General features: G+C 72.6%; 25 protein-coding genes. 16 read left to right on the forward strand and 9 right to left on the reverse strand.

Going from position 1 to position 20740, the window contains the following annotated elements; all coding sequences use genetic code 11:
- A partial coding sequence (locus ON36_RS05845; protein WP_245557927.1) for a nicotinate phosphoribosyltransferase occupies window positions 1-1252 on the reverse strand: 1252 nt, incomplete at its 3' end.
- A 197-nt stretch (window positions 1253-1449) separates the two neighbouring features.
- Here ON36_RS05845 and clpS point away from each other — a divergent pair.
- From clpS to rdgB, 10 genes are all read left to right on the forward strand, one after another.
- Window positions 1450-1743 carry an ATP-dependent Clp protease adapter ClpS gene (gene clpS / locus ON36_RS05850; protein ID WP_052313694.1) on the forward strand — a complete coding sequence of 98 codons (294 nt, stop codon included), beginning with the start codon at window positions 1450-1452 and terminating at the stop codon, window positions 1741-1743.
- Between the two features lie 22 nt (window positions 1744-1765).
- On the forward strand, window positions 1766-2335 hold the full coding sequence (gene aosR, locus ON36_RS05855) for an oxidative stress transcriptional regulator AosR (protein ID WP_043648615.1): 570 nt from the start codon (window positions 1766-1768) through the stop codon (window positions 2333-2335).
- Complete coding sequence (locus ON36_RS05860; protein ID WP_043648617.1) at window positions 2332-3393, forward strand: P1 family peptidase; 1062 nt, start codon at window positions 2332-2334, stop codon at window positions 3391-3393. The genes aosR and ON36_RS05860 overlap by 4 nt, the downstream gene beginning before the upstream one ends.
- A gap of 132 nt (window positions 3394-3525) precedes the next feature.
- Window positions 3526-3939, forward strand: coding sequence for a M67 family metallopeptidase (locus ON36_RS05865; protein ID WP_043648620.1), 414 nt, complete (start codon window positions 3526-3528; stop codon window positions 3937-3939).
- A 35-nt stretch (window positions 3940-3974) separates the two neighbouring features.
- Complete coding sequence (locus ON36_RS05870) at window positions 3975-4250, forward strand: MoaD/ThiS family protein (RefSeq protein ID WP_043648623.1); 276 nt, start codon at window positions 3975-3977, stop codon at window positions 4248-4250.
- Between the two features lie 4 nt (window positions 4251-4254).
- Window positions 4255-5217 (forward strand): PLP-dependent cysteine synthase family protein, encoded by a 963-nt coding sequence (locus ON36_RS05875; RefSeq protein WP_043648626.1) that lies wholly within the window; start codon window positions 4255-4257, stop codon window positions 5215-5217.
- A 94-nt stretch (window positions 5218-5311) separates the two neighbouring features.
- The gene (locus tag ON36_RS05880; protein ID WP_043648628.1) at window positions 5312-5995 is read left to right on the forward strand and encodes a rhomboid family intramembrane serine protease; all 684 of its coding nucleotides are present in this window, start codon (window positions 5312-5314) and stop codon (window positions 5993-5995) included.
- A 69-nt stretch (window positions 5996-6064) separates the two neighbouring features.
- Window positions 6065-6829 (forward strand): cyclic nucleotide-degrading phosphodiesterase, encoded by a 765-nt coding sequence (locus ON36_RS05885; protein ID WP_043648631.1) that lies wholly within the window; start codon window positions 6065-6067, stop codon window positions 6827-6829.
- A gap of 55 nt (window positions 6830-6884) precedes the next feature.
- On the forward strand, window positions 6885-7649 hold the full coding sequence (gene rph, locus ON36_RS05890) for a ribonuclease PH (RefSeq protein WP_043648634.1): 765 nt from the start codon (window positions 6885-6887) through the stop codon (window positions 7647-7649).
- Between the two features lie 2 nt (window positions 7650-7651).
- Complete coding sequence (rdgB, locus tag ON36_RS05895; RefSeq protein WP_043648637.1) at window positions 7652-8254, forward strand: RdgB/HAM1 family non-canonical purine NTP pyrophosphatase; 603 nt, start codon at window positions 7652-7654, stop codon at window positions 8252-8254.
- Between the two features lie 67 nt (window positions 8255-8321).
- Here rdgB and ON36_RS05900 read toward each other — a convergent pair whose 3' ends face one another.
- The 5 genes from ON36_RS05900 to ON36_RS05920 all read right to left on the reverse strand — a co-directional run bounded on the left by ON36_RS05900 (window position 8322) and on the right by ON36_RS05920 (window position 11459).
- Complete coding sequence (locus ON36_RS05900; RefSeq protein ID WP_052313695.1) at window positions 8322-8696, reverse strand: DUF3817 domain-containing protein; 375 nt, start codon at window positions 8694-8696, stop codon at window positions 8322-8324.
- Window positions 8697-8722: 26 nt separating this feature from the next.
- Window positions 8723-9190: a glucitol operon activator gene (locus tag ON36_RS05905; RefSeq protein ID WP_043648643.1), complete on the reverse strand. Its 468-nt coding sequence runs from the start codon at window positions 9188-9190 to the stop codon at window positions 8723-8725.
- A 116-nt stretch (window positions 9191-9306) separates the two neighbouring features.
- On the reverse strand, window positions 9307-10188 hold the full coding sequence (locus ON36_RS05910) for an oxidoreductase (RefSeq protein ID WP_043648646.1): 882 nt from the start codon (window positions 10186-10188) through the stop codon (window positions 9307-9309).
- 39 nt (window positions 10189-10227) lie between these two features.
- Window positions 10228-11160, reverse strand: coding sequence for a sigma-70 family RNA polymerase sigma factor (locus ON36_RS05915; protein WP_245557925.1), 933 nt, complete (start codon window positions 11158-11160; stop codon window positions 10228-10230).
- 71 nt (window positions 11161-11231) lie between these two features.
- A complete protein-coding gene (locus ON36_RS05920) occupies window positions 11232-11459 on the reverse strand; it encodes a hypothetical protein (RefSeq protein WP_043648649.1) in 228 nt (75 codons plus the stop codon).
- A 111-nt stretch (window positions 11460-11570) separates the two neighbouring features.
- Between ON36_RS05920 and ON36_RS05925 the strand changes: the two genes are divergently transcribed.
- From ON36_RS05925 to ON36_RS05940, 4 genes are all read left to right on the forward strand, one after another.
- Window positions 11571-12203 carry a TetR/AcrR family transcriptional regulator gene (locus tag ON36_RS05925; protein ID WP_043648652.1) on the forward strand — a complete coding sequence of 211 codons (633 nt, stop codon included), beginning with the start codon at window positions 11571-11573 and terminating at the stop codon, window positions 12201-12203.
- Between the two features lie 66 nt (window positions 12204-12269).
- Window positions 12270-14300 carry an MDR family MFS transporter gene (locus ON36_RS05930; protein ID WP_043648655.1) on the forward strand — a complete coding sequence of 677 codons (2031 nt, stop codon included), beginning with the start codon at window positions 12270-12272 and terminating at the stop codon, window positions 14298-14300.
- Window positions 14301-14382: 82 nt separating this feature from the next.
- Entirely contained in the window at window positions 14383-15045 is a 663-nt protein-coding gene (locus ON36_RS05935; RefSeq protein WP_043648658.1) for a PadR family transcriptional regulator, read from the forward strand.
- A gap of 179 nt (window positions 15046-15224) precedes the next feature.
- Complete coding sequence (locus ON36_RS05940; RefSeq protein WP_043648661.1) at window positions 15225-16433, forward strand: FAD-dependent monooxygenase; 1209 nt, start codon at window positions 15225-15227, stop codon at window positions 16431-16433.
- Between the two features lie 3 nt (window positions 16434-16436).
- Here the strand turns inward: ON36_RS05940 and ON36_RS05945 are convergent, their stop codons facing one another.
- Complete coding sequence (locus ON36_RS05945) at window positions 16437-17228, reverse strand: helix-turn-helix domain-containing protein (RefSeq protein ID WP_043648664.1); 792 nt, start codon at window positions 17226-17228, stop codon at window positions 16437-16439.
- A gap of 85 nt (window positions 17229-17313) precedes the next feature.
- On the opposite strand from ON36_RS05945, the gene ON36_RS05950 reads away from it, so the two are divergent.
- Complete coding sequence (locus ON36_RS05950) at window positions 17314-17748, forward strand: hypothetical protein (protein ID WP_043648667.1); 435 nt, start codon at window positions 17314-17316, stop codon at window positions 17746-17748.
- Here the strand turns inward: ON36_RS05950 and ON36_RS05955 are convergent.
- Window positions 17721-18452 carry a phosphatase PAP2 family protein gene (locus tag ON36_RS05955; protein ID WP_052313691.1) on the reverse strand — a complete coding sequence of 244 codons (732 nt, stop codon included), beginning with the start codon at window positions 18450-18452 and terminating at the stop codon, window positions 17721-17723. The two genes, ON36_RS05950 and ON36_RS05955, sit on opposite strands and share 28 nt — an antisense overlap.
- Before the next feature lie 544 nt (window positions 18453-18996).
- On the opposite strand from ON36_RS05955, the gene ON36_RS34560 reads away from it, so the two are divergent.
- The gene (locus tag ON36_RS34560; protein ID WP_157224797.1) at window positions 18997-19788 is read left to right on the forward strand and encodes a hypothetical protein; all 792 of its coding nucleotides are present in this window, start codon (window positions 18997-18999) and stop codon (window positions 19786-19788) included.
- A 106-nt stretch (window positions 19789-19894) separates the two neighbouring features.
- On the opposite strand, the gene ON36_RS05965 is transcribed toward ON36_RS34560, so the two are convergent.
- The gene (locus ON36_RS05965; protein ID WP_043648673.1) at window positions 19895-20677 is read right to left on the reverse strand and encodes an HNH endonuclease family protein; all 783 of its coding nucleotides are present in this window, start codon (window positions 20675-20677) and stop codon (window positions 19895-19897) included.
- Window positions 20678-20740 lie beyond the last annotated feature (63 nt).

A 20740-nucleotide genomic window follows, 5' to 3' on the forward strand; every position in this document is an offset into this window, starting at 1 on the left:
AGCCCAGGAAGGTGGTCGGGATGGCCGGTTCGCCCGCCGAGAGCTTGAGGCCCTCCCACGGGAGGCTGACCAGGCCGTCGGCGACGAGCTCGCGGCTCCGGGTCAGGGCGGGCAGGTCGGGGACCGGTTCGCCCTTGCGGACCAGCGGACGCTGCAGCGGGCGCGCGGTGAACTCCCCGGGGTCCGGCGCCGCCGAGGTCTCGGGGTAGACGACCTCCTCCACTACCGTGCCGGTCGCCCTGGCCAGCCGCACCGCGACCTTCGCGCCGCCGCGGGACTCCTTGTGCGAGCTGCGTTTGGCGACGGGCACGCCTTCCACCTCGACCAGCTTGTAGACCATGCCCGCGGTCGGGGCCCCGGAGCCGGTGACCAGGGAGGTGCCGACGCCGTAGACGTCGACCGGTTCGGCGCGCAGGGCCGCGATGGCGTACTCGTCCAGGTCGCCGGACACCACGATGCGGGTGTCGGTGGCGCCGAGCCCGTCGAGCTGGTCGCGGACCTGGCGGGCCAGCACGCCGAGGTCGCCGGAGTCGATCCGCACCCCGCCCAGCTCCGGCCCGGCCACCTCGATCGCCGTAGCCACGCCGCGGGTGATGTCGAAGGTGTCGACCAGCAGCGTGGTCGACACCCCCAGCGCCCGCACCTGGGAGCGGAACGCCTCGGCCTCGTGCTGGCCGTCGGCGCCGCTGTGCAGCAGGGTGAAGGCGTGCGCGCTGGTTCCCGCGCCGGGGACGCCGAAGCGGCGGACCGCCTCCAGGTTGGAGGTGGCGTCGAAGCCGGCCAGGTAGGCGGCGCGCGAACTCGACGGCGCGGCCAGCTCGTGGGTGCGCCGCGACCCCATCTCGATGGTGGCCCGCCCGGCGGCCGCGTTGACCATGCGCGCGGCGGCCGAGGCGATCGCGCTGTCGTGGTTGTAGATCGACAGGATCAGCGTCTCGAGCAGGACGCACTCGGCGAAGGTGCCGCGCACGGTGAGCAGGGGCGAACCCGGGAAGTACAGCTCGCCCTCGGCGTAGCCGTCGATGTCGCCGGTGAAGCGGTAGTCGCGCAGCCACCGGACCGTCTCCGGGTCGAGGAAGCGCTCGACGATCGCGATCTCCTCGGGGCCGAACCGGAATCGGGTCAGCGCCTCGATCAACCGGCCGGTGCCCGCGACGACGCCGTAGCGCCTGCCCGCGGGCAATCGGCGGGCGAACGCCTCGAACACGCAGCGGCGGTGCGCGGAGCCGTCGGCCAGCGCCGCGGCCAGCATGGTCAGTTCGTACTGGTCGGTCAGCAGGGCGGTGCTGGCCACTTCGTCAGGGTTGGGCACCCGCCGAACTGTAGTTTGTTTCTCCGCGGACGAGTCGTACCCTGAGAGTCATGGCCCTGTGCATTTCCGCCGGAACCGCCCATGGCACGTCAGGCAGCTTCGAGGTCGAAGCCGCGGGCGTGAGCTGCCCGGTGGTGATGGCGGTGCCGCAGGCGACGCCGGAGACGGTGGAGGAGACCGACATCCTCGAGGCCGAGGACCGGCCCTGGGTGACCGTCGTCTGGGACGACCCGGTCAATCTCATGCACTACGTCACCTACATATTCCAGAAGCTGTTCGGCTACAGCAAAGCCAAGGCGACCGAGCTGATGTTGCAGGTGCACAACGAGGGCAAGGCCGTGGTGTCCTCCGGTTCGCGGGACAAGATGGAACAGGACGTCCGCCGCCTGCACGCCGCGGGACTGTGGGCCACGATGCAGCGGGACGACTGAGGGGTACGGGTACCGTAGCGCCGTGCGGAAATGGAGCAGGAAGAACTCTCTGAGCGGTCTCAAGCTTCGATCCGAGATGGACGAACACGAGGCCGCGGTGCTGCGCTCCCTCGTCGGCGCGGTGTCGGGGCTGCTCAGCGATCGCGCGTCCGAGGCGCCGCAGGACGAACTGGCCGCCCTCACGGGTCTGCGCACCGGTAACTCGCTGGCTCCCGAGGATCCGCAGCTGCTGCGCCTGCTGCCCGACTTCCACCGCGCCGAACCCGGCTCCCCGGACGCGAAACGCGCCGACCTCAACAGCGCGCTGCGCAGCCTGCACGAACCGGAGATCATCGACGCCAAGCTCGCCGCCGGTGCGGTCGTGCTCGACACCGTCCCCGAACACGGCGGCCGCATCGTGCTCACCCCCGAGCAGGCCGACGCGTGGCTGGCCGCGCTGACCGACGTGCGCCTCGCGCTCGGCACCATGCTGGAGATCGACGCCGACACCCCCGACCACTTCGACCCGGCCGACCCCCGCGCGCCGCACCTGGACGTCTACCACTGGCTGACCTGGATGCAGGACTCGCTGCTCCAGGCGCTGGCGCCGTGAACGCGCGGCCCGGGCATCGCGACGCGCTGACCGACGTCCCCGGCGTCCTGGTCGGGCACCACCACGCGCTCGATCCGGCCGCGACGCTCGGCAGCGGCGCGGCCACCGGCTGCACGGTCGTGCGCGTCCCCGGCGGCGCGGTCGCCTCGGCCGACGTGCGCGGCGGCGGGCCGGGGACGAGGGAGACCGACCTGCTCGATCCCGGCGCGACGGTCCGGCGGGTCGACGCGGTCCTGCTGACCGGCGGCAGCGCCTACGGTCTCGCCGCCGCCGACGGGGTCATGCGCTTCCTCGAGGAAGCGGGCCAGGGCATTCCGATGGACCCGGCCGACCCGGCCAAGGTCGTGCCGATCGTGCCCGGCGCCGTGATCTTCGACCTGCCGGTCGGCGCCTGGGACATCCGCCCCACCGCGGAGTTCGGCTACCGGGCCGCCGCCGCGGCGGGCACCGACTTCGCGCGCGGCACCGCCGGGGCGGGCGTCGGGGCGCGCGCGGGCGCCCTCAAGGGCGGGATCGGCTCGGCCAGCCTGGTTTTCGAGGAGGGCCCGGCGGCCGGGGTGACGGTGGCGGCGCTGATCGTCGCCAACCCGGTCGGCTCGGTGCTCGACCCGCGGACCGGGCTGCCGTGGGGGACCGGCACCGACGGGCCCGCGCACTTCGGGCTGCGGGCGGGCACCCCCGAACAGATCGCCCGCGCCCGCGACCTGCCCACCAAGGGCACCGTCCTCAACACGACCATCGGCGTCGTCGCCACCGACGCGCCGCTCGACCCGGCGGGCTGCCGCCGCCTGGCCACCACCGCCCACGACGGCCTGGCCCGCGCCATCCGCCCGGTGCACTCGCCGCTGGACGGCGACACCCTGTTCGCCCTCGCCACCGGCACGGCCGCCGTCCCCGCGCCGCCGCCGCTGCCCGCCGCCTTCCCGGCCGACCTGCTGCTGCTCGACCAGCTGTGCACGGCGGCCGCGGTCGTCGTGGAGCGCGCGGTCGTCGACGCGGTGCTGCGCGCGGAGTCCGTCGCGGGCATCCCCGCCTATCGGGACCTGTTTCCCGGCTGATCGGGCGCGCCCGGCCCGCGAGGGGGGAGACCGGGATGCGGGGGCGCCGGAATAGCCGCCTAGGGTGGGATGTTGTCGAGGTGTGCCCGGAGCGGGCGCACCGGTGCCGAGAAGCGGAAGGGTTTGTGCCTCGTGCTGACGATCAGGGCGGATCTCGTCGATGCGATGGTGGCGCACGCGCGCGCCGATCACCCCGACGAGGCATGCGGCATCATCGCCGGGCCCGAGGACAGTGACCGGCCCGAGCGCTTCGTGGCCATGATCAACGCCGAGCGCTCGCCCACCTTCTATCGTTTCGACTCCGCCGAGCAGCTGGCGGTCTGGCGCGAGATGGACGACCGCGACGAGACGCCGGTCGTGATCTACCACTCGCACACCGCCACCGAGGCCTACCCCAGCCGGACCGACATCTCGTTCGCCGCCGAGCCGTTCGCGCACTACGTGCTCATCTCCACCCGCGATCCCGAGCGGCACGAGCTGCGCAGCTACCGCATCGTCGACGGCGAGGTCACCGAAGAGCCGGTGCGGATCGTCGAAACCTACTGACCCAGACCTGTTTTCATCTCGAACGAGGAGTTCCCATGTCGGTAACCGTGTCCATCCCGACCATCATGCGTGGTCTCACCGGCGGTGAGAAGCGGGTGCAGGCCGAGGGCGCCACGCTGGCCGCGCTCATCGAGAACCTCGACGCCAACCACCCCGGCCTGGCCGACCGGCTGCTCTCCGACGGCAAGCTCAACCGCTTCGTCAACATCTACATCGACGACGAGGACGTGCGGTTCGCCGGCGGCCTTGCCGCCGAGGTGCCCGCGGGCGGCTCGGTCACGATCCTGCCCGCCGTGGCGGGCGGAGCCTAGATCCGTGGCCCGCTACGAGTCGCTCATCGCGACCCTCGGCGACACCCCGCTGGTCGGGCTGCGCACGCTCTCCCCGCAGTGGGACGGCGACGACCACGTCCGCCTGTGGGCCAAGCTCGAGGACCGCAACCCGACCGGGTCCATCAAGGACCGGCCCGCGCTGCGGATGATCGAGCAGGCCGAGCGGGACGGGCTGCTGACCCCGGGGTGCACCATCCTCGAGCCGACCAGCGGCAACACCGGCATCTCCCTGGCCATGGCCGCCAAGCTCAAGGGCTACCGGCTGGTGGCGGTCATGCCGGAGAACACCTCGGTCGAGCGGCGTCAGCTGCTGACCATGTTCGGCGCCGAGATCATCACCTCCCCGGCCGCAGGCGGCTCCAACCAGGCCGTTGCGATGGCCAAGGAGATCGCCGCGCAGCATCCGGACTGGGTGATGCTCTACCAGTACGGCAACCCGGCCAACGCGCGGGCGCACTACGAGACCACCGGCCCCGAACTGCTCGCCGACCTGCCCGAGATCACCCACTTCGTGGCAGGTCTCGGGACCACGGGCACCCTCATGGGCACCGGCCGGTTCCTGCGCGAGCACGTGCCCGGCATCGAGATCGTGGCCGCCGAGCCCCGCTACGGCGAGCTGGTCTACGGCCTGCGCAACATCGACGAGGGCTTCATCCCGGAGCTCTACGACGAGTCGGTGCTGACCACCCGCTTCTCCGTCGGGCCCTACGACGCGGTCAAGCGGACTCGCGAGCTGGTCGGCGAGGAGGGCATCTTCGCCGGTATCTCCACCGGCGCGATCCTCCACGCCGCCCTCGGCATCGGCGCGAAGGCGCTGCGGGCGGGCAGGCGCGCCGACATCGCCTTCGTCGTCGCCGACGGCGGCTGGAAGTACCTGTCGACCGGCGCCTACGACGGCACCCTCGACGAGGCCGAGGAACGCCTCGACGGTCAGCTCTGGGCCTGAGCGCCCGACGCGCCCCGGCCGCCTTGCTTGCGCCGGGGCGCGGTTGCGCCGACCCTGGGAACCACAGGCGTTCGGCGCAGGGCAGGAGAGGCACATGACGGGTATCGGATCGTCGTTCGATCCCGACCGTATCGAGGCGTTGCGCCGCGGTCCGGTCGCGACGCCCTCGGACGGCGGCCGCGCGGTCGAGGGCTGGCTGCGCGCGGGGATCGCGATCAGCGCCTTCGTCGTCGCGCTCTATGCCATCGAGCTGGTCGATGTGATCTCACCCGCACAGCTCGATCGCGCGGGCATCGAGCCCCGCGAGGCCGACGGCCTCGACGGCATCCTGTGGGCGCCGCTGCTGCACGCGGACTGGGCGCACCTGATGGCCAACACCCTCCCGCTGCTGGTCCTCGGCTTCCTGGTGCTGCTGTCCGGGATCGGGCGCGGGCTCGCGGCCACCGCGATCATCTGGGTGATCGCCGGGGTCGGCACCTGGCTCACCGGCTCGGCGGGCGTGCACCTCGGCGCGTCCTCGCTGGTCTTCGGCTGGCTGACCTATCTGATCTGCCGCGGCTGGTTCGCCCGCAACGTCGGGCAGATCCTGCTCGGCGTGGTGATCTTCGCGATCTACGGCTCCATGCTGTGGGGCGTGCTCCCCAGCGATCCCCGAATCTCTTGGCAGGGCCATCTTTTCGGGGCAGTGGGTGGTGTCGTGGCCGGCTGGGTACTCTCTGGTGATGAACGTCGACGCCGCCGTGGGATTCCGGACGGCCGCGCTGTGCCTACGCGGTAACCCGGGGTCCGGTCCGGAAATTGGGGGGATCCTGCATTGAGCACCAATCCGTCGTGGCAGCATGGGGACATGCGCCTTACCGTCCTCGGGTGCTCGGGCAGTGTGTCCGGCCCGGACTCCCCAGCGTCGGGGTACCTGCTGACCGGCCCGGACATCCGTCCGACCGTCATCGACTTCGGCCCCGGGATCTTCGGCGCGCTGCAGCGCCACCTCAACCCCGGTGACGTCGACATCTTCCTGACGCACCTGCACGCGGATCACTGCCTCGACCTGCCCGCCCTGCTGGTGTGGCGGCGCTACCACCCGAATCCGCCGGTCGGCAGGGCCCTGGTGCGCGGCCCGTCCGACGCGGCCCTGCGCATCGGCAACGCCTCCGCCGAGATCGGCGGCGACACCGACGACTGGTCCGACGTCATCGACTCCCAGGCGTGGGCCGAGGGCGAGGCGATCCCGTTCGGCGCGGGCAACACCGTCGAGGCCCGCCGCATGTACCACCCGCCGGAGTCCTACGGCCTGCGCATCACCACCGCCACCGGCAAGGTGTTCGTCTACACCGGCGACACCGCCATGTGCGACGCCGTGGTCGAGCTCGCCGAGGGCGCCGACGTGCTGATGTCGGAGGCCTCCTGGACCCACGACCCGGCCAACCGGCCGCCGGGCATCCATCTCTCCGGCACCGAGGCGGGCGAGATCGCCACCCGCGCGGGCGCCAAGGAACTCCTGCTCACCCACATCCCCCCGTGGACCTCGCGGGAGGACGTCATCGCCGAGGCCAAGGCCGCTTTCGCGGGCCCGGTGCACGCCGTGTCCCCGGGCGAGACCTTCGACATCTGAGCCGAAGCTCCAGGGTCGCGCTGAGCCGGCACCGCGCGCGGGGCACAATGTCCCCGTGACGAGACGAGCTGATGGACGAGCGGACGACGAGCTCCGCGATGTGAAGATCACCCGGGGGTTCACCTCGCATCCGGCGGGTTCGGTGCTGGTGGAGTTCGGGCAGACGCGGGTCATGTGCACGGCCAGCGTCACCGAGGGGGTGCCGCCGTGGCGCCGGGATTCCGGGCTGGGCTGGCTCACCGCCGAGTACGCGATGCTGCCCGCCGCGACGCACACCCGCAGCGGTCGCGAGTCGGTCAAGGGCAAGGTCGGCGGCCGGACCCAGGAGATCAGCCGGCTGGTCGGTCGTTCCCTGCGCGCCTGCATCGACCTCGCGGCCATCGGCGAGAACACCATCGCCATCGACTGCGACGTGCTCCAGGCCGACGGCGGCACCCGCACGGCGGCCATCACCGGCGCCTACGTGGCGCTCTCGGACGCGGTGACCTACCTCGCGGCGGCCGGGAAACTGGCCGACCCGCAGCCGATCTCGTGCGCCATCGCGGCGGTGAGCGTCGGCGTGGTCGACGGCCGGGTCCGCCTCGACCTGCCGTACGAGGAGGATTCGCGCGCCGAGGTCGACATGAACGTGGTCGCCACCGACACCGGCACCCTGGTGGAGATCCAGGGCACCGGCGAGGGCGCCACCTTCCCGCGCTCCACCCTGGACAAGATGCTGGACTCGGCGCTGGCCGGGTGTCAGCAGCTGTTCGACGTGCAGAAGGCCGCGCTCGCGCTGCCCTACCCGGGCGGGCTGCCCGAGCCCGCGGCGAAGAAGTAGCCGTGGCCGCCCGCGTGCTGGTCGCCAGCCGGAATGCCAAGAAGCTGAAGGAACTGCGTCGCATCCTGGACGAGGCGGGGGTCGAGGGCATCGACCTCGTGTCGCTGGACGACGTGCCGCCCTACGAGGAGGCGCCCGAGACCGGCGCCACCTTCGAGGAGAACGCGTTCGCGAAGGCCCGCGACGGCGCGGTCGCGACCGGGCTGCCCTGCGTGGCCGACGATTCCGGCATCGCGGTGGACGCGCTCAACGGCATGCCCGGTGTCCTGTCGGCCCGCTGGTCCGGCCGTCACGGCGACGACGCCGCCAACAACGCGCTGCTGCTCGCGCAGCTGGGCGACGTCCCCGACGAGCGCCGCGGCGCCCGGTTCGTCTCCACCTGCGCGCTGGTCCTGCCCGACGGGACCGGCACCGTGGTGCGGGGCGAGTGGCCGGGCCGGATCGGCCGGGAGCCGGTGGGCGACGGCGGTTTCGGCTACGACCCGCTGTTCTTCCCGGACGGCGGCACCGGTTCGGCCGCCCAGCTGACCCCGGCCGAGAAGGACGCGGTCTCGCACCGCGGCCGCGCGCTCACCCAGCTGCTGCCCGCGCTGCGCGCGCTCTAGCGCCGACGACGAAGGCCCGGCCCCGCGAATGCCGCTCGCGGGCCGGGCCTTCGGTGCGTCGGGTGACCTACAGGCCGAACTGTTCCTTGACCTGCTTGGTGCGCAGGTGCTCGAAGACGAAGGACAGGAACGGGATCGTGCCCGCCAGCGCGGTGGTGACGGTGGTGACCGGCTTCCAGCGCGCCTTGATGGCCAGGTCGATGGTGAACACCAGGTACAGCATGTAGAACAGGCCGTGCGCCTGGCCGATGTAGAAGAACCAGCTCGGCGCGTCGTTCTTGTCGTCGAGCAGCAGGTACTTGTAGATCAGCTCGCCGGTGAGCACGAGCAGCCACACACCGGTGATCCAGGCCAGCGCCCGGTACCGCTGCAACGCGCCGCGGATCTTGTCGCGGCTCGCGGCGCCCCTCGGCGGAGCCGGGGCGGGGGTGGTGTTGGCCAGTTCGGGGGTCTGGTTCTCGCTGGTGGTCACCCGGCGTTCCTCTCGGGGGCGTGCAGTCCGGCGCGGCGGACCTGGTCATCGATGTCGCGGGCGTGCAGTCCGGCGAGGTAGGCGTTGTAGGCCACGGTCTCGGGGTCGTCGGCGCGGGGCGCGGTCGGCCGTTCGGGAAGGATCCCCGCCGGGATCTCGCGCACCCGCTCGGCGCGGGACGGCCGCGGCCCGGCGGCCCGCTCCGGCTCCTCCGTGCCCTCCTGATACTCGCAGTCCTCCCGGCTCTCGCGCTCGAGCCGCACGAACCGGAAATAGGCGAACACCGCGAAGCCCGCGAACAGCGGCCACTGCAGGGCGTAGCCGAGATTCTGGCCGGTGCCGGTGGACGATTCGAACCGTTGCCACTGCCACCAGCCCAGCGCCAGGCAGCCGAGAGCGGCGACGACGACCAGCGCGATGAGCGCGGGACGGTTGTGCGCCGGGCGATGCGGTGAATCGGACACGACCCCGACTGTACCCGCGTGCGCGGGGGCGGCCGGGGTCGGGGCGTTGCCGTGGTGACCCCGCTCATGCGGGTGTCGGCGCAGCTCACAGCCGCCACGCCGGGGGTCCGCGTCGGTCAGGCGGGCAGCTCGTACACCACGCTGGTCATCCGCTCGGATTCCTCCCACAGCCTGCGCAGCAGCTCGGGGTCGCGGGAGAGGCGGGTCGAGGGGCACGGTTCGACCGGGCCCTGGGACTGCATCCAGCGGTTGGGTCCCCAGTAGACGGTGGGGTCGGCGTCGGGTTCGGTGGCGGCGAACAGGGTCGAGTGCGCGGCCTTGGCGGGCGGGTGCCCGATCAGCCGGATGAAGGGCTTGCTGACCCTGTCCAGCACGGTCTCGGTGCGGGCGAACAGGTCGGTGGCCGAGACGCCGGGGTGCACGGCGTAGGAGCGCTGCTTCGACCCGGCCGCGCCGAGGCGGTTCTGCAGCTCGCGGGCGAACATGAGGTTGGCCAGTTTGGCCTGGGCGTAGGCGAGATTGCGCTGGTAGCGGCGGTGCTCGTAGTTGAGGTCGTCGATCCAGAGCTTGGGCGTCTGCTTGTGGGCGATCGAGGCGAGGGTGACCACGCGGTCGGTGATCCGGTCCAGCAGCAGCCCGGTGAGGGCGAAGTGGCCGAGGTGGTTGACCCCGAACTGGGTCTCGAAGCCGTCCGCGGTCCGGGAGAACGGTATGTTCATCAGGCCCGCGTTGTTGATCAGGACATCGAATTCGCCCTGCTCGCGGGCGAATTCGCGGACCGAGTCGAGCGAGGCCAGATCCAGGGCGGCGACGCGCACGTCACCGGGGATCGCATCGGCGACCTCGCGGGCCTTGGCCGCGTTGCGGCAGGCCATGATCACCGTGGCGCCGCGGGCGGCCAGGACCCGGGTCGTCTCGGCGCCGAGGCCGCCGTTGGCCCCGGTGATCACGAAGGTGCGGCCGGTCTGGTCCGCGATTGCTGCTGGTTTCCACGCCATGCCCCGTACCTTACTCTGGAGTAAGATACGAGGGAAGGGTCAGTCGAGCAGGTCGGCGAGGGCGCGGGTGCAGGTGGGCCTGCGCAGCTTGGTCATGGCCTTGGCCTCGATCTGGCGGATCCGCTCGCGGGAGACGCCGAGCCGGCCGCCGATCTCGTCGAGGGTGCGGGCCTCGCCCTCCTCCAGGCCGAAGCGCAGGCGGATGACCTGGGCCTCCCGCTCGGTGAGCACGCTCAGGGCGGCGGCCACCCGGTCGGGCAGCATCGCCTCGGCCACCCGCTCGGCGGGGCCCGGCGCGGGATCGGCGATGAGGTCGCCCAGCTCGCCGTCCTCGCCGACCGTCGTGTGCAGCGAGGCGGGCCGCTGCTCGTGGCGCAGCAGGGCGTCGACCCGCTCGACCGGGAGTTCCAGCGCCGCGGCGAGCTCGGCGGCGGAGGCCGGCCTGCCGAGCTCCTGCTCGAGCCGCACGCGGGTGCGGATCAGCCGGTGCAGCACCTCGGCGACGTGCGCGGGCAGGCGGATGGTCCGGCCCTGCTCGGACAGGGCCCGGCCGATGGCCTGGCGGATCCAGTAGGTCGCGTAGGTCGACAGTTTCACCCCGCGCCGGGGATCGAACTTCGCCACCGCGCGGATCAGACCGACGGTGCCCTCCTGCACGAGGTCGAGCAGCGACAGGCCCGCGTCGGTGGGGAACCGGCGCGCGATGGAGACCACGAGGCGCAGGTTCGCGCGCACCATGTGGTCGGCGGCGCGGCGCCCCTCGGCCTCGGCGCGCAGCAGCGCCCGCCGCTCCTGCGTGCCGAGCGCGGTGCCCGCGGCGGCGGACTCGTCCAGGGCCCGGCGTGCGTCGGCGCCCGCCGCGACGCATTCGGCGAGGGCGTGCTCCTCCTCGGGGGTCAGCAGGGCGGTGCGGCCGATGGTGGTCAGGTAGTCGCTGATCGGGTCGGCGCTGACGGTCAGGGTCTGGGGCACGGCGGGTCCTGTTCTGTGCGAGGGGATGTCCGGTCCGGGCGGGCGGCCGACGGCCGCCCGCCCGGCGTTTCTCAGCGGCCGGGGATGCGCAGCGGGCGCCGGGTGGGCGCCTGCCAGCCCTGCCCGCCGCGCACGGCGGCGCGGCCCCCGCGCTTGCGGCTGGTCGGGAAAGCCGGTGTGGTGCGGGCGGATTCGGCGGCCGGGAAACGGTGGGTCAGGTATCGCGCCATGGGTGCTGCTCCTTCGTCGAGGTGGACGGTGATGCGGGTGTGGGCGGCGTGATCGGGGCCGTGGGGCATGCGCTGTCCTGTCTCGCTCGGTGCCCGTCTCGGGCTGACGAGAACAAACTTAGAAGCAACCTAAAAATATGTCAAGCATAAATTTAGGTCGGTATCGGGTAGGGTGGCGTCATGGCAAACGACCAGGGGCTTCGCGCCAGGAAGAAGCAGCAGACCCGGGAGACCATCTCCCACCGCGCCACCGAGCTGTTCCTCGAGCGCGGCTTCGACAACGTCACGATCGCCGAGGTCGCCGCCGCGGCGGAGGTCTCGAAGATGACCGTCACCAACTACTTCCCCCGCAAGGAGGACCTCGCCCTCGACCACGGCGACGTCTTCGCGGCCGGGCTCGCGCGCACCGTCGCCGAGCGCGCGCCGGGGGAGTCGGCCCACGCCGCCCTCCATCGCGCCTACCGGGCGGCCGCGGCGGCGTGCGACCCGGTCGCCGGGTTCAGCGGCCGCCCCTTCGCGGCGATGATCGCAGGCAGCCCGGCCCTGCGCGCCCGGTTGCGCGAACTGCACGACGAGCGCGAGAACGCCCTGGCCTGCGCGCTGGCCGAGGCCACAGGCGCCGCGCCGGACGACCTCGCCCCGCGCGTCGCCGCCGCCCAGCTCGCCGGCGTACACCGGGTGCTGTTCGAGGAGACCCAGCGACGCACCCTCGCCGGCCAGGACGACGCCGCCATCGCCGCCGCGCTCGCCGACGAGGTCGACCGCGCCTTCGCCGCCCTCGCGCCGGGCCTGGCCGGCTACGCCGTGCGCTGACCCGCAACCCGATTGCCGCCGTGTCACTGGCGGCCGTCCGCGCGGGGGAACGCCCATACTGGGGCCATGGCCGATGCAGTTGCTACGGACGACGAGCCCGTCGCGCCGATGAGCAAGGCGAAGACCAACATCGTCTTCGCCACCGTGGTGCTCGGCATGCTGATGGCCGCGCTGGACCAGACCATCGTCTCCACCGCGCTGCCGACCATCGTGGCCGACCTGGGCGGCGCCGGGAACATGGCGTGGGTCGTCACGGCCTACCTGCTGGCCGAGGCCGTCGCCACCGCCCTCGCGGGCAAGCTCGGCGACCTGTTCGGGCGCAAACTGCTCTTCCAGGTCAGCGCCGTCGTCTTCATCGCGGGCTCGGCGCTGGCCGGACTCGCGCAGGGCATGGGCCTGCTGATCTTCGCGCGCGGCATCCAGGGCGTCGGCGCGGGCGGCCTGATGGTCACCTCCATGGCGCTGATCGCCGACACCATCCCGCTGCGCGAACGCGGCAAATACCAGGGCGCGCTCGGGGCGGTGTTCGGCGTGACCACCGTCGTCGGGCCGACCCTCGGCGGGTTGTTCACCGACCACATCAGCTGGCGCTGGTGCTTCTACGTCAACGTGCCGCTGGCCGTGATCATGGTGCTGATGGCGGCGCGCACCCTGCCGCGCGTGCGGGCCCGCACCCGGCCGGTCATCGACTACCTCGGCATCGGCCTGGTCGCCCTCGGCGTCTCCGCGCTCATCCTCGGGCTCGAATGGGGCGGCAACGAGTATCCGTGGGGCTCCTGGCAGATCATCGGGTTGTTCGCGTGCGCGGTGGTGCTGCTCGGCGCCTTCGTCGCGGTGGAGCAGCGCGCGGCCGAACCGATGCTGCCGATGCGGCTGTTCCGGAGCCGGGTCTTCACGGTGTCGTCGGTCCTGAGTTTCATCGTCGGCTTCGCCATGCTCGGCGCGATGACCTACCTGCCCGCCTACCTGCAATACGTCGACGGGGTGTCGGCGACGGTGTCGGGCGTGCGGACGCTGCCGCTGGTCGTCGGCCTGTTCGCGACCTCGATCCTGTCCGGGCAGGTGGTCGGGAAGACCGGCCGCTACCGGGTGTTCCCCCTCGTCGGCACCGCGCTCATGGCGCTCGGCCTGCTGCTGATGTCGACCATGGGCCGCGAGACCAGCGTCTGGCTGGAATCGCTGTACATGCTGGTCCTCGGCCTCGGTCTCGGCTCCGCCATGCAGGTGCTCACCATCGTCGTGCAGAACACCGTGCCCTACGCCGACCTGGGCACCGCGACCTCGGGCGTCACCTTCTTCCGCACGCTGGGCAGCGCCTTCGGCACCGCGGTGTTCGGCACGCTCTACAGCGCGCAACTCGACGAGAAGCTGCCCCGCGCGATCGTCGAGGCGGGCACCTCGCCGCAGGTGGCCGCCAATCCCGAACTGCTGAGACGCCTGCCCGAACAGCAGGCCGCGCCGATCATCGACGCCTACGCCGCCTCCATCGACCATGTCTTCCGATGGGTCGTGCCGGTGGCGCTGGTCGGCCTCGCGGTCGCGTTCTTCCTGCCGCAGGTCCGGCTGCGCGACAGCGCGCGGCACGGGGCCACCGATGTCGGCGAGGGCTTCTCGGTGCCCGACTCCGCCGACCGGGTCGACCTGCTCGAACGCCAGGTCGCCGCCACCGTGCGCCGGGCGAGGGCCGACGGACCGATCGTCGGGCAGATCCTGAAGGCCGCGCACAGCTCGCTGGGGCCCGCCGAGGGCTGGGCGCTGGCGCAGGTGTACCTGCACGGCAAGGTCGTCGGGTTCGCGACCCTGCGCGACATCGCCTTCCGGCACCGCATCCCGGTCGAGGTCATCGCGCCGATCTTCCGGCGCTGCGTGGAGGACGGCTACCTCGCCGACGACGCCGGCCGGCTGGCGCTCACCGTCGCGGGCTCCGCCGAGGTGGACACCCTGCGCGAGGGCTGGCGGCGCTGGCTCGGCGACCGCCTCGACGACTGGAACTACCAGGACCCCGCCGACCGCGCCCTGCTGGACGCGGCCCTGGCCAACATCGCGGCCAAGCTCCTCGACCAGGGCGCCGACAGCCCCACTGCGGCGCCGGCCTGAATTCGTCCGCGTCAGGGCAGGTGGACAGCCCTTGCCGGCGAATACTCGTAGACGTATATTCGTAGGCGAGTAAGGAGGCGTCGTGGCGACCAAGCGCAAGGTGAACAACCTGCTGGCCCTGGCGGTGCTGTCGGTCATCGTGGAACGGCCCATGCACCGCTACGAGATCGCCGCCACGCTCAAGGACCGCGGCAAGGACCGCGACATGGACATCAAGTGGGGCTCGCTCTACACCGTCGTCCAGAACATGGCCAAGGCCGGCTTCCTCGAGGTCGTCGGCAGCGAACGCGACGGCGCGCGCCCCGAACGGGTCATCTACCGGATCACCGACGCGGGCCGCGCCGAGATGGCCGACTGGACCAGGGAACTGCTGTCCACCCCCGAGACCGAGCACCACCACTTCACCGCCGGGCTGTCGATCCTGGCCGTGCTGCCGCCCGAGGAGGTCGTCGAGCTGCTCGGCACCCGGATCGCGGCGCTCGACGAGATCATCGACCGCACCCGGGCCGACCTCGCGGCGCTGGCGGGCACGCTGCCCCGGCTGTTCGTGGTCGAGTCCGAATTCGGCCTGGCCATGCTCGAGGCCGAGGCGGCCTGGGCGCGCGGCCTGCGCGAGGAATTGCGCGCGGGCACGTTCTCCGGCCAGGACCTGTGGCGGCAATGGCATGCCGAGGGCATGCGCGCCGACCGCATCGCCGACTTCACCGAGGGGGGTGCCGCGCCCGACCAGCACGATCAGCACTGACACTTCGCAGACCCGGCCCCGGCGGCGTGCGGCAACACGCCACCGGACCCGGGGTAACCGTCCCGGACCGTGTCCGCGCGCACGCACACCCGGCCTCGAGGCTGGCACCCACAGGATAACCGGGTGGCGTGGGCGGCAGCGGTTCCGTTTCCCCACGAACTCAGAATCGGAGACCACCCATGTCCACCATCCGTTCCGCACTCGTCATCGGCGGCGGCATCGCCGGACCCGTCACCGCCACCGCCCTGCGCAAGGCGGGCATCGACGCCCGCGTCGCCGAGGCCTATCCCGGCCCGTCCGACGGCATCGGGTCCGGGCTCGCCCTCGCCCCCAACGGCCTGGCCGCCCTCGACATCGTCGGCGCGGGCGACGCGGTGCGCGCCATCGCGTCGCCCGTCTCGGGGATGCGCCTCGCCGTCGGCGGGCGCGAGCACGTCCTGCCCGTGCTCCCGGATCAGCCGCCGCTGCAGGTCGTCGACCGGGGGGAACTGCACCGCGCGCTGCACGACCACGCGGTCGCGGCGGGCGTCCCGTTCGACTACGGCAAGCGGCTGACCGGCGTCGACGAGCACGCCGACGGGATCACCGCGCACTTCGCCGACGGCACCACCGCCACCGCCGACGTCCTCGTCGGCGCGGACGGCATCCGTTCCACCGTGCGCACCCTCATCGACCCCGCCGCGCCCGGCCCCGACTACACCGGCATGCTCGGCTTCGGCGCGCTCCTCGACGCCGATCTCGACCTGCCCGGCGACACGATGGTCTTCGCCTTCGGCGCCAGGGCCTACTACCTGTACTGGCGGGGCGCCGACGGGCGCGTCGCGTGGGGCGCGAATCTGCCGCACAAGCAGTACCTCTCGCTGACCGAGGCCCGCGCCGTGCCCGCCGAGCACTGGCTCTCGGTGCTGCGCGAGACCTACGCCTCCGACACCCCCGGTGGCGAATTCGCGCGCCGGACCACCGCCGAGAACCTCGAGATCACCGGCGCCCTGCACATCATGCCGCCGGTGCCGCACTGGTACCGGGGCCGCATGGTCCTGGTCGGCGACTCCGTGCACGCCCCGTCCAACAGCTCGGGGCAGGGCGCGTCCCTGGCGATCGAGAGCGGCGTGCAGCTCGCCCGCTGCCTGCGCGACCTCGATTCCCCGGGCGCGGCCTTCGCCGCCTACGAGGGGCTGCGCCGCGGGCGCGTCGAGGGGATCGCGGCCCGGGCCGCCAGGATCAACCACTCCAAGACCCCCGGCCCGATCGCCCGGCGCTTCATGAACGCGATGATGCCGCTCATGGTGCGCACGGTGATGAACCCGGAGAAGACGATGGGCGCCGAACGCCGCTACCGCATCGACTGGGACGCCCCCGTCGAGGCGGGCACGGTCGCCGCCCGCTGACCGCTACCCGGCGCCGAACCGCTCGCGCAGGACGCGGGCGGTCTCGGCGTCGGCGGGCAGGAACGCCTCCAGGTGCAGCTCGGCCAGGGTCACGTCGGTGGCCGTGGCGAAGGAGGTCAGCGTGGTGATCAGACGCAGTTCCCCCTCGGGCGAGCGCAGGCGCAGCGGGGCCGCGAAGCCGAGGTGGCCGGGTTCGGGCCGGTCGGGCGGGAGACAGTCCTCGAGCATCGCGAGACGCTCCGCGAGCACCGGGTCGGGCCTGCGTTCGGCCTGCCGCCGCAGGCTCTCGACCACGTGCCTGCCCCATTCGGGCAGATTGCGCACCCGCGCCGCCACCCCCTCCGGGTGCAGCGCCAGCAGGTGCACGTCGATCGGCGGCGTGCGCAGATGCTCGGGCACGCCCTCGGTGAACAGGGCGAACGCGGCGTTCGCCGCGACGAGGGTGCCGTAGGGGCCGACGACCACCGCCGGATAGGGCATGTGCCCGTCGAGGATCGACCGCAGCGCGTCGTGGACCGGGGCGAGGTCGGCCGAGTCCAGCGCGTTCTCCGGGAAGGCGGGCGCGAATCCCGCGGCGAGCAGCAGGTCGTTGCGGTCGCGCAGGTCCAGTTCGAGGGATTCGGCCAGCCGCAGCACCATCGCCCGGCCCGGCCGGGACCGGCCCTGCTCGAGAAAGCTGACGTGGCGCTGGCTGGTCTCGGTGCGGATCGCCAGCTCGAGCTGGCTGACCCGGCGCCGGGTGCGCCAGTCCCGGAGTCGCCGCGCGAAGCCGTCGCGGTGGAGCGTGGTCGTCACCGGGCCAGTCAACCGCGCGCGGCGACGGCGCGCCATTCCCTGCGGGGAATCGCGCGGTGCCCGACCGGGCGACAGGCTGATCGGCATGACGACCACCGAGCTCGACACCCTGATCCGCGACTACCTCGCCCTGTGGAACGAACCCGACCCCGTCGCGCGGCGCAACCTCATCGAGGCGGTGTGGCTGCCCGACGCCGTGGAGATCCTGGCCGACCCGCCCGAGGCGGTGCGGAAGTCCGCCGCCGAGCTCGCCTTCGCCGCGCCGGTCCTCACCGTCCGCGGCCACGACGCGCTGGAGCGGCGCGTGCGCCGCGCCTACGAGATGTTCGTCGAGCCGGGCGAGTGCGTGTTCGCGCCCGACGGGCCCGCGCAGCCGCTGCCGGCGGGCACGGTCGCCGTGCCGTGGGCCATGGTCCGCCGGGCCGACGGCGCTCGCCAAGGGGGCGGGCTCACGGTGCTCGCGATGAGCGCGGACGGCCGGATCGCGGCGGATCACATGTTCGTCGACGGCTCCCGCTGATCGGTGCCGCGCCACATGCCGCGCCGCCGGGACAGGCCGAACAGCGTGAGGCACAGCGTCACCCAGGCGACGCCGATCAGCACGCCGGCCAGCACGTCGGTGGCCCAGTGCACGCCCAGGTACAGCCGCGAGAGCCCGATGCCGAGCACGAACGCCACCGCGCAGGCCGCGGCGGCCGCGCGGAGCGAGGGCCGGGCGATCCGGCTGATCAGCACGGTCGCCACGATCCCGGTCACCACCGTCGTGCCGAGCGCGTGTCCCGACGGATACGACAGGCTGTTCTCCACGACGAGCCTGGTCTGTTCCGGCGGCCGGGTCCGTCCTGCCAGGTGCTTGCACGCCGGTACGAGGATCGCGGCCCCCAGCGCGGTGACCGCGACCAGCGCCGCCGTCGGCCACTCCCGCCGCCACGCGAACCACAGCACGGTGCCCACCGCGAGCGCGGTCATGGCGACGGCGCCGCCGAGATCGGTGAACACCCGCACGGCCGAGGTCATCGCCCCGCCGCGATGCCCGACCATCCAGTCGAGCACCCCCTGATCCACCCCGGTCGGCCCGCCCGCGGTGGCGACGCACACGGTGAGCACCGCGACCCCGGCCAGCGCCGCACCGATCACCGCCGCGGCCACCCCCACGCGCGGCGCGGGCACGCCGGGAGCGGGGTCGTCGATCTTCGGATCCGGACGCGCGATGCTCGTGGTCATAGCTACCAGATTGCCAGGTGCTCCGAAGTGAGTCCTATTCGACCGGTATGTCCACTTCTGTGCTCGATCGTGGCAAAACTCGCAAATGCCGCGCAATGAGCGCGTCCTCCACCGGCTGTCGGCGCGCGGCTCCACAACCACTGGCCGAGCGGCCACTTCGACCATGGGTGCGGGAAACCGCACCCCCAGCCACCTCCGCACGGTGGATCGAGGTGTCGGGACGAGCGCCCGCTGCCCGCCGTGCCGGGCGAGCCTCCCGGATGACCGATTGAGTTCGACGGGCGGCCCGATGCGGGGTCGGACTGGGGCCTACTCGCCTTCGGGTCCACGGGTTCGCGGACGTCGACCCGGAAGCGGTCGGACTACCGGGCGTCGCGCCCGGGGCGGTGGACGCATCCGGCGTCGGGCGGGTCGTGCCCGACGCGCAGGCTGCCGCATCGGGCGCGCTGGACGCGCCGAATGCCGGACCGATCGTGCCGGCCGATCCGTGCCCGTCGGCGGTCGCCCTGGTGCCGTCGGCTCCGGGGTCTACTCGGCTTCGGGTGTGGGGGAGGACGGGTTCGCCGACGTCGGCCCGGAAGCGGTCGGACTACCGGACGTCGCGCCCGGGGCGTCGGCCGCACCCGGCGTCGGACGGGTCGTGCCCGACGCACCGGATGTCGGACCGGCCGTGCCGGCCGTGCCGGCTGTCGGACCGGGCGTGCTGGACCCACCGGATGTTGGGCCGGCCGTGCCGGACGCGCCGGTAGCCGGACCGGGGGTGGCCGACGTGCCCGATGCCGCACCGGGCGTAGCGGATGTACCGGGCGCCGCACCGGGCGTAGCGGATGTGCCCGGCGCCGCACCGGGCGTAGCGGATGTGCCCTGCGCCGCACCCGGCGTAGTGGACCCACCCGAGGCCGGGCCAGGCGTGGCCGGCACCCCGGAGGCGGGGCCGGCCGTGCCGGAGCCCCCGCCGGCTGTCTCGCCGGGGGTGGACGGGTCCGCGCCGACGGCAGGGGTGTCGGCTGTGGCCGATGTCGCGTCGCCGGCCGAGGCCGAGGCGCTGGGTGGCGCGGCCTCGCCGGTGGTCGGCGGGCTGTCCGGTGTCGAATCCCCGGTGGCCTCACCGGTGGTGCCGGGTGCACCGTCGGAGACGGAGGTGCCCGCGTTGTCCGCGGGAGCCGCATCCCCGGCGCCCGCGGGTTCGGCCTCGAAGGGTTCCACATTCCCGGCCGCGTCGCGCGTGCCCGCGGATTTCTCGATGGCGTCGGCGAGGGCGCGGACCGAGGGCCAGGTGCGCGCGGGTTCGGCGTCGATATTGCCGATGGTGTACCAGGATTCGGTGCCGCGATAGCGGACCTTGCCGTGACCGGTGTCGTCCAGGGTGACGTCGAGTTCGCCCGACACCGTCCCTTCCTCATCGGTCATGACGGCGGTGTCGGGGACGATCTCGATGATTTCTATTTGAACTCTCCTCGGCGTTGGCAGTCGTCGACTGCGGCGCGCAGGGCGGTGTGTTCGGCGGAATCCACGGTCAATGCGTACTTTAGCTTCACGCCGATGTAGTGCTCGACATAGACGCACCGGAAATTGCCCGGCGGAAGATAATTCGCGGCGTCCTGATCACCCTTGGAGCGATTGGCCGACGGGTCGGCGGCGACGAGATTGAGCGCGTCGTTGGCGATGCGGCGGCGGGTGTCCTCGTCGCGGTCGGCCGCGCCGGAGCGCCATGCCTCGGCCAGCGCGACGATGTGCTCCGCGTCGACCTTGGCCGGATCGGTGATGAACTTGTACGGGCCGAGCTTGCCGGTCTTCTTGTCGATGAAGCCGTAGTGGTCCTGCCAGCCGCCGCCGGAGCCGACGGTGAGCGCGCAGGTCTTGGGGTCGAGGGTGACCTTGCCGGTCGCGTCGCGCAGCATCATGACGTCGCGGCTGGTGCACTTGGCGTATTGGGCCATCTCGGTGCCGAACCCGTGCTCGGGCTTGTTGGTGTCCCAGTGCGGGAACTTCTCGCGGCTGTAGCCGGTCATGGGGCCCTCGGTGGCGACGACGAGCTTGCCGAGCTGGTCGGCGATCTCGCGGCCGGAGGCGCTGGCGGCGGCGGCGGGGCCGGGGCCGGAGGTGTCGGAGACCTTGTCCGACAGGGAATAACCGAGCGTCAGGATGATCGCCAGGACGAGGGCGCCGCCGACGGCCAGCAGCGTGCGTCCGGTCGGCGAGGACCGGAACTCCGACAGTTTCATGCGCGCACCCCGCGGTTTCCGGACCCGAACTGGTACTTCATCTCACTCACCGACCCTCGACGA

Origin of the sequence: Nocardia thailandica NBRC 100428 (genome assembly GCF_000308795.1) — a bacterium.
Lineage (GTDB): Bacteria > Actinomycetota > Actinomycetes > Mycobacteriales > Mycobacteriaceae > Nocardia > Nocardia thailandica.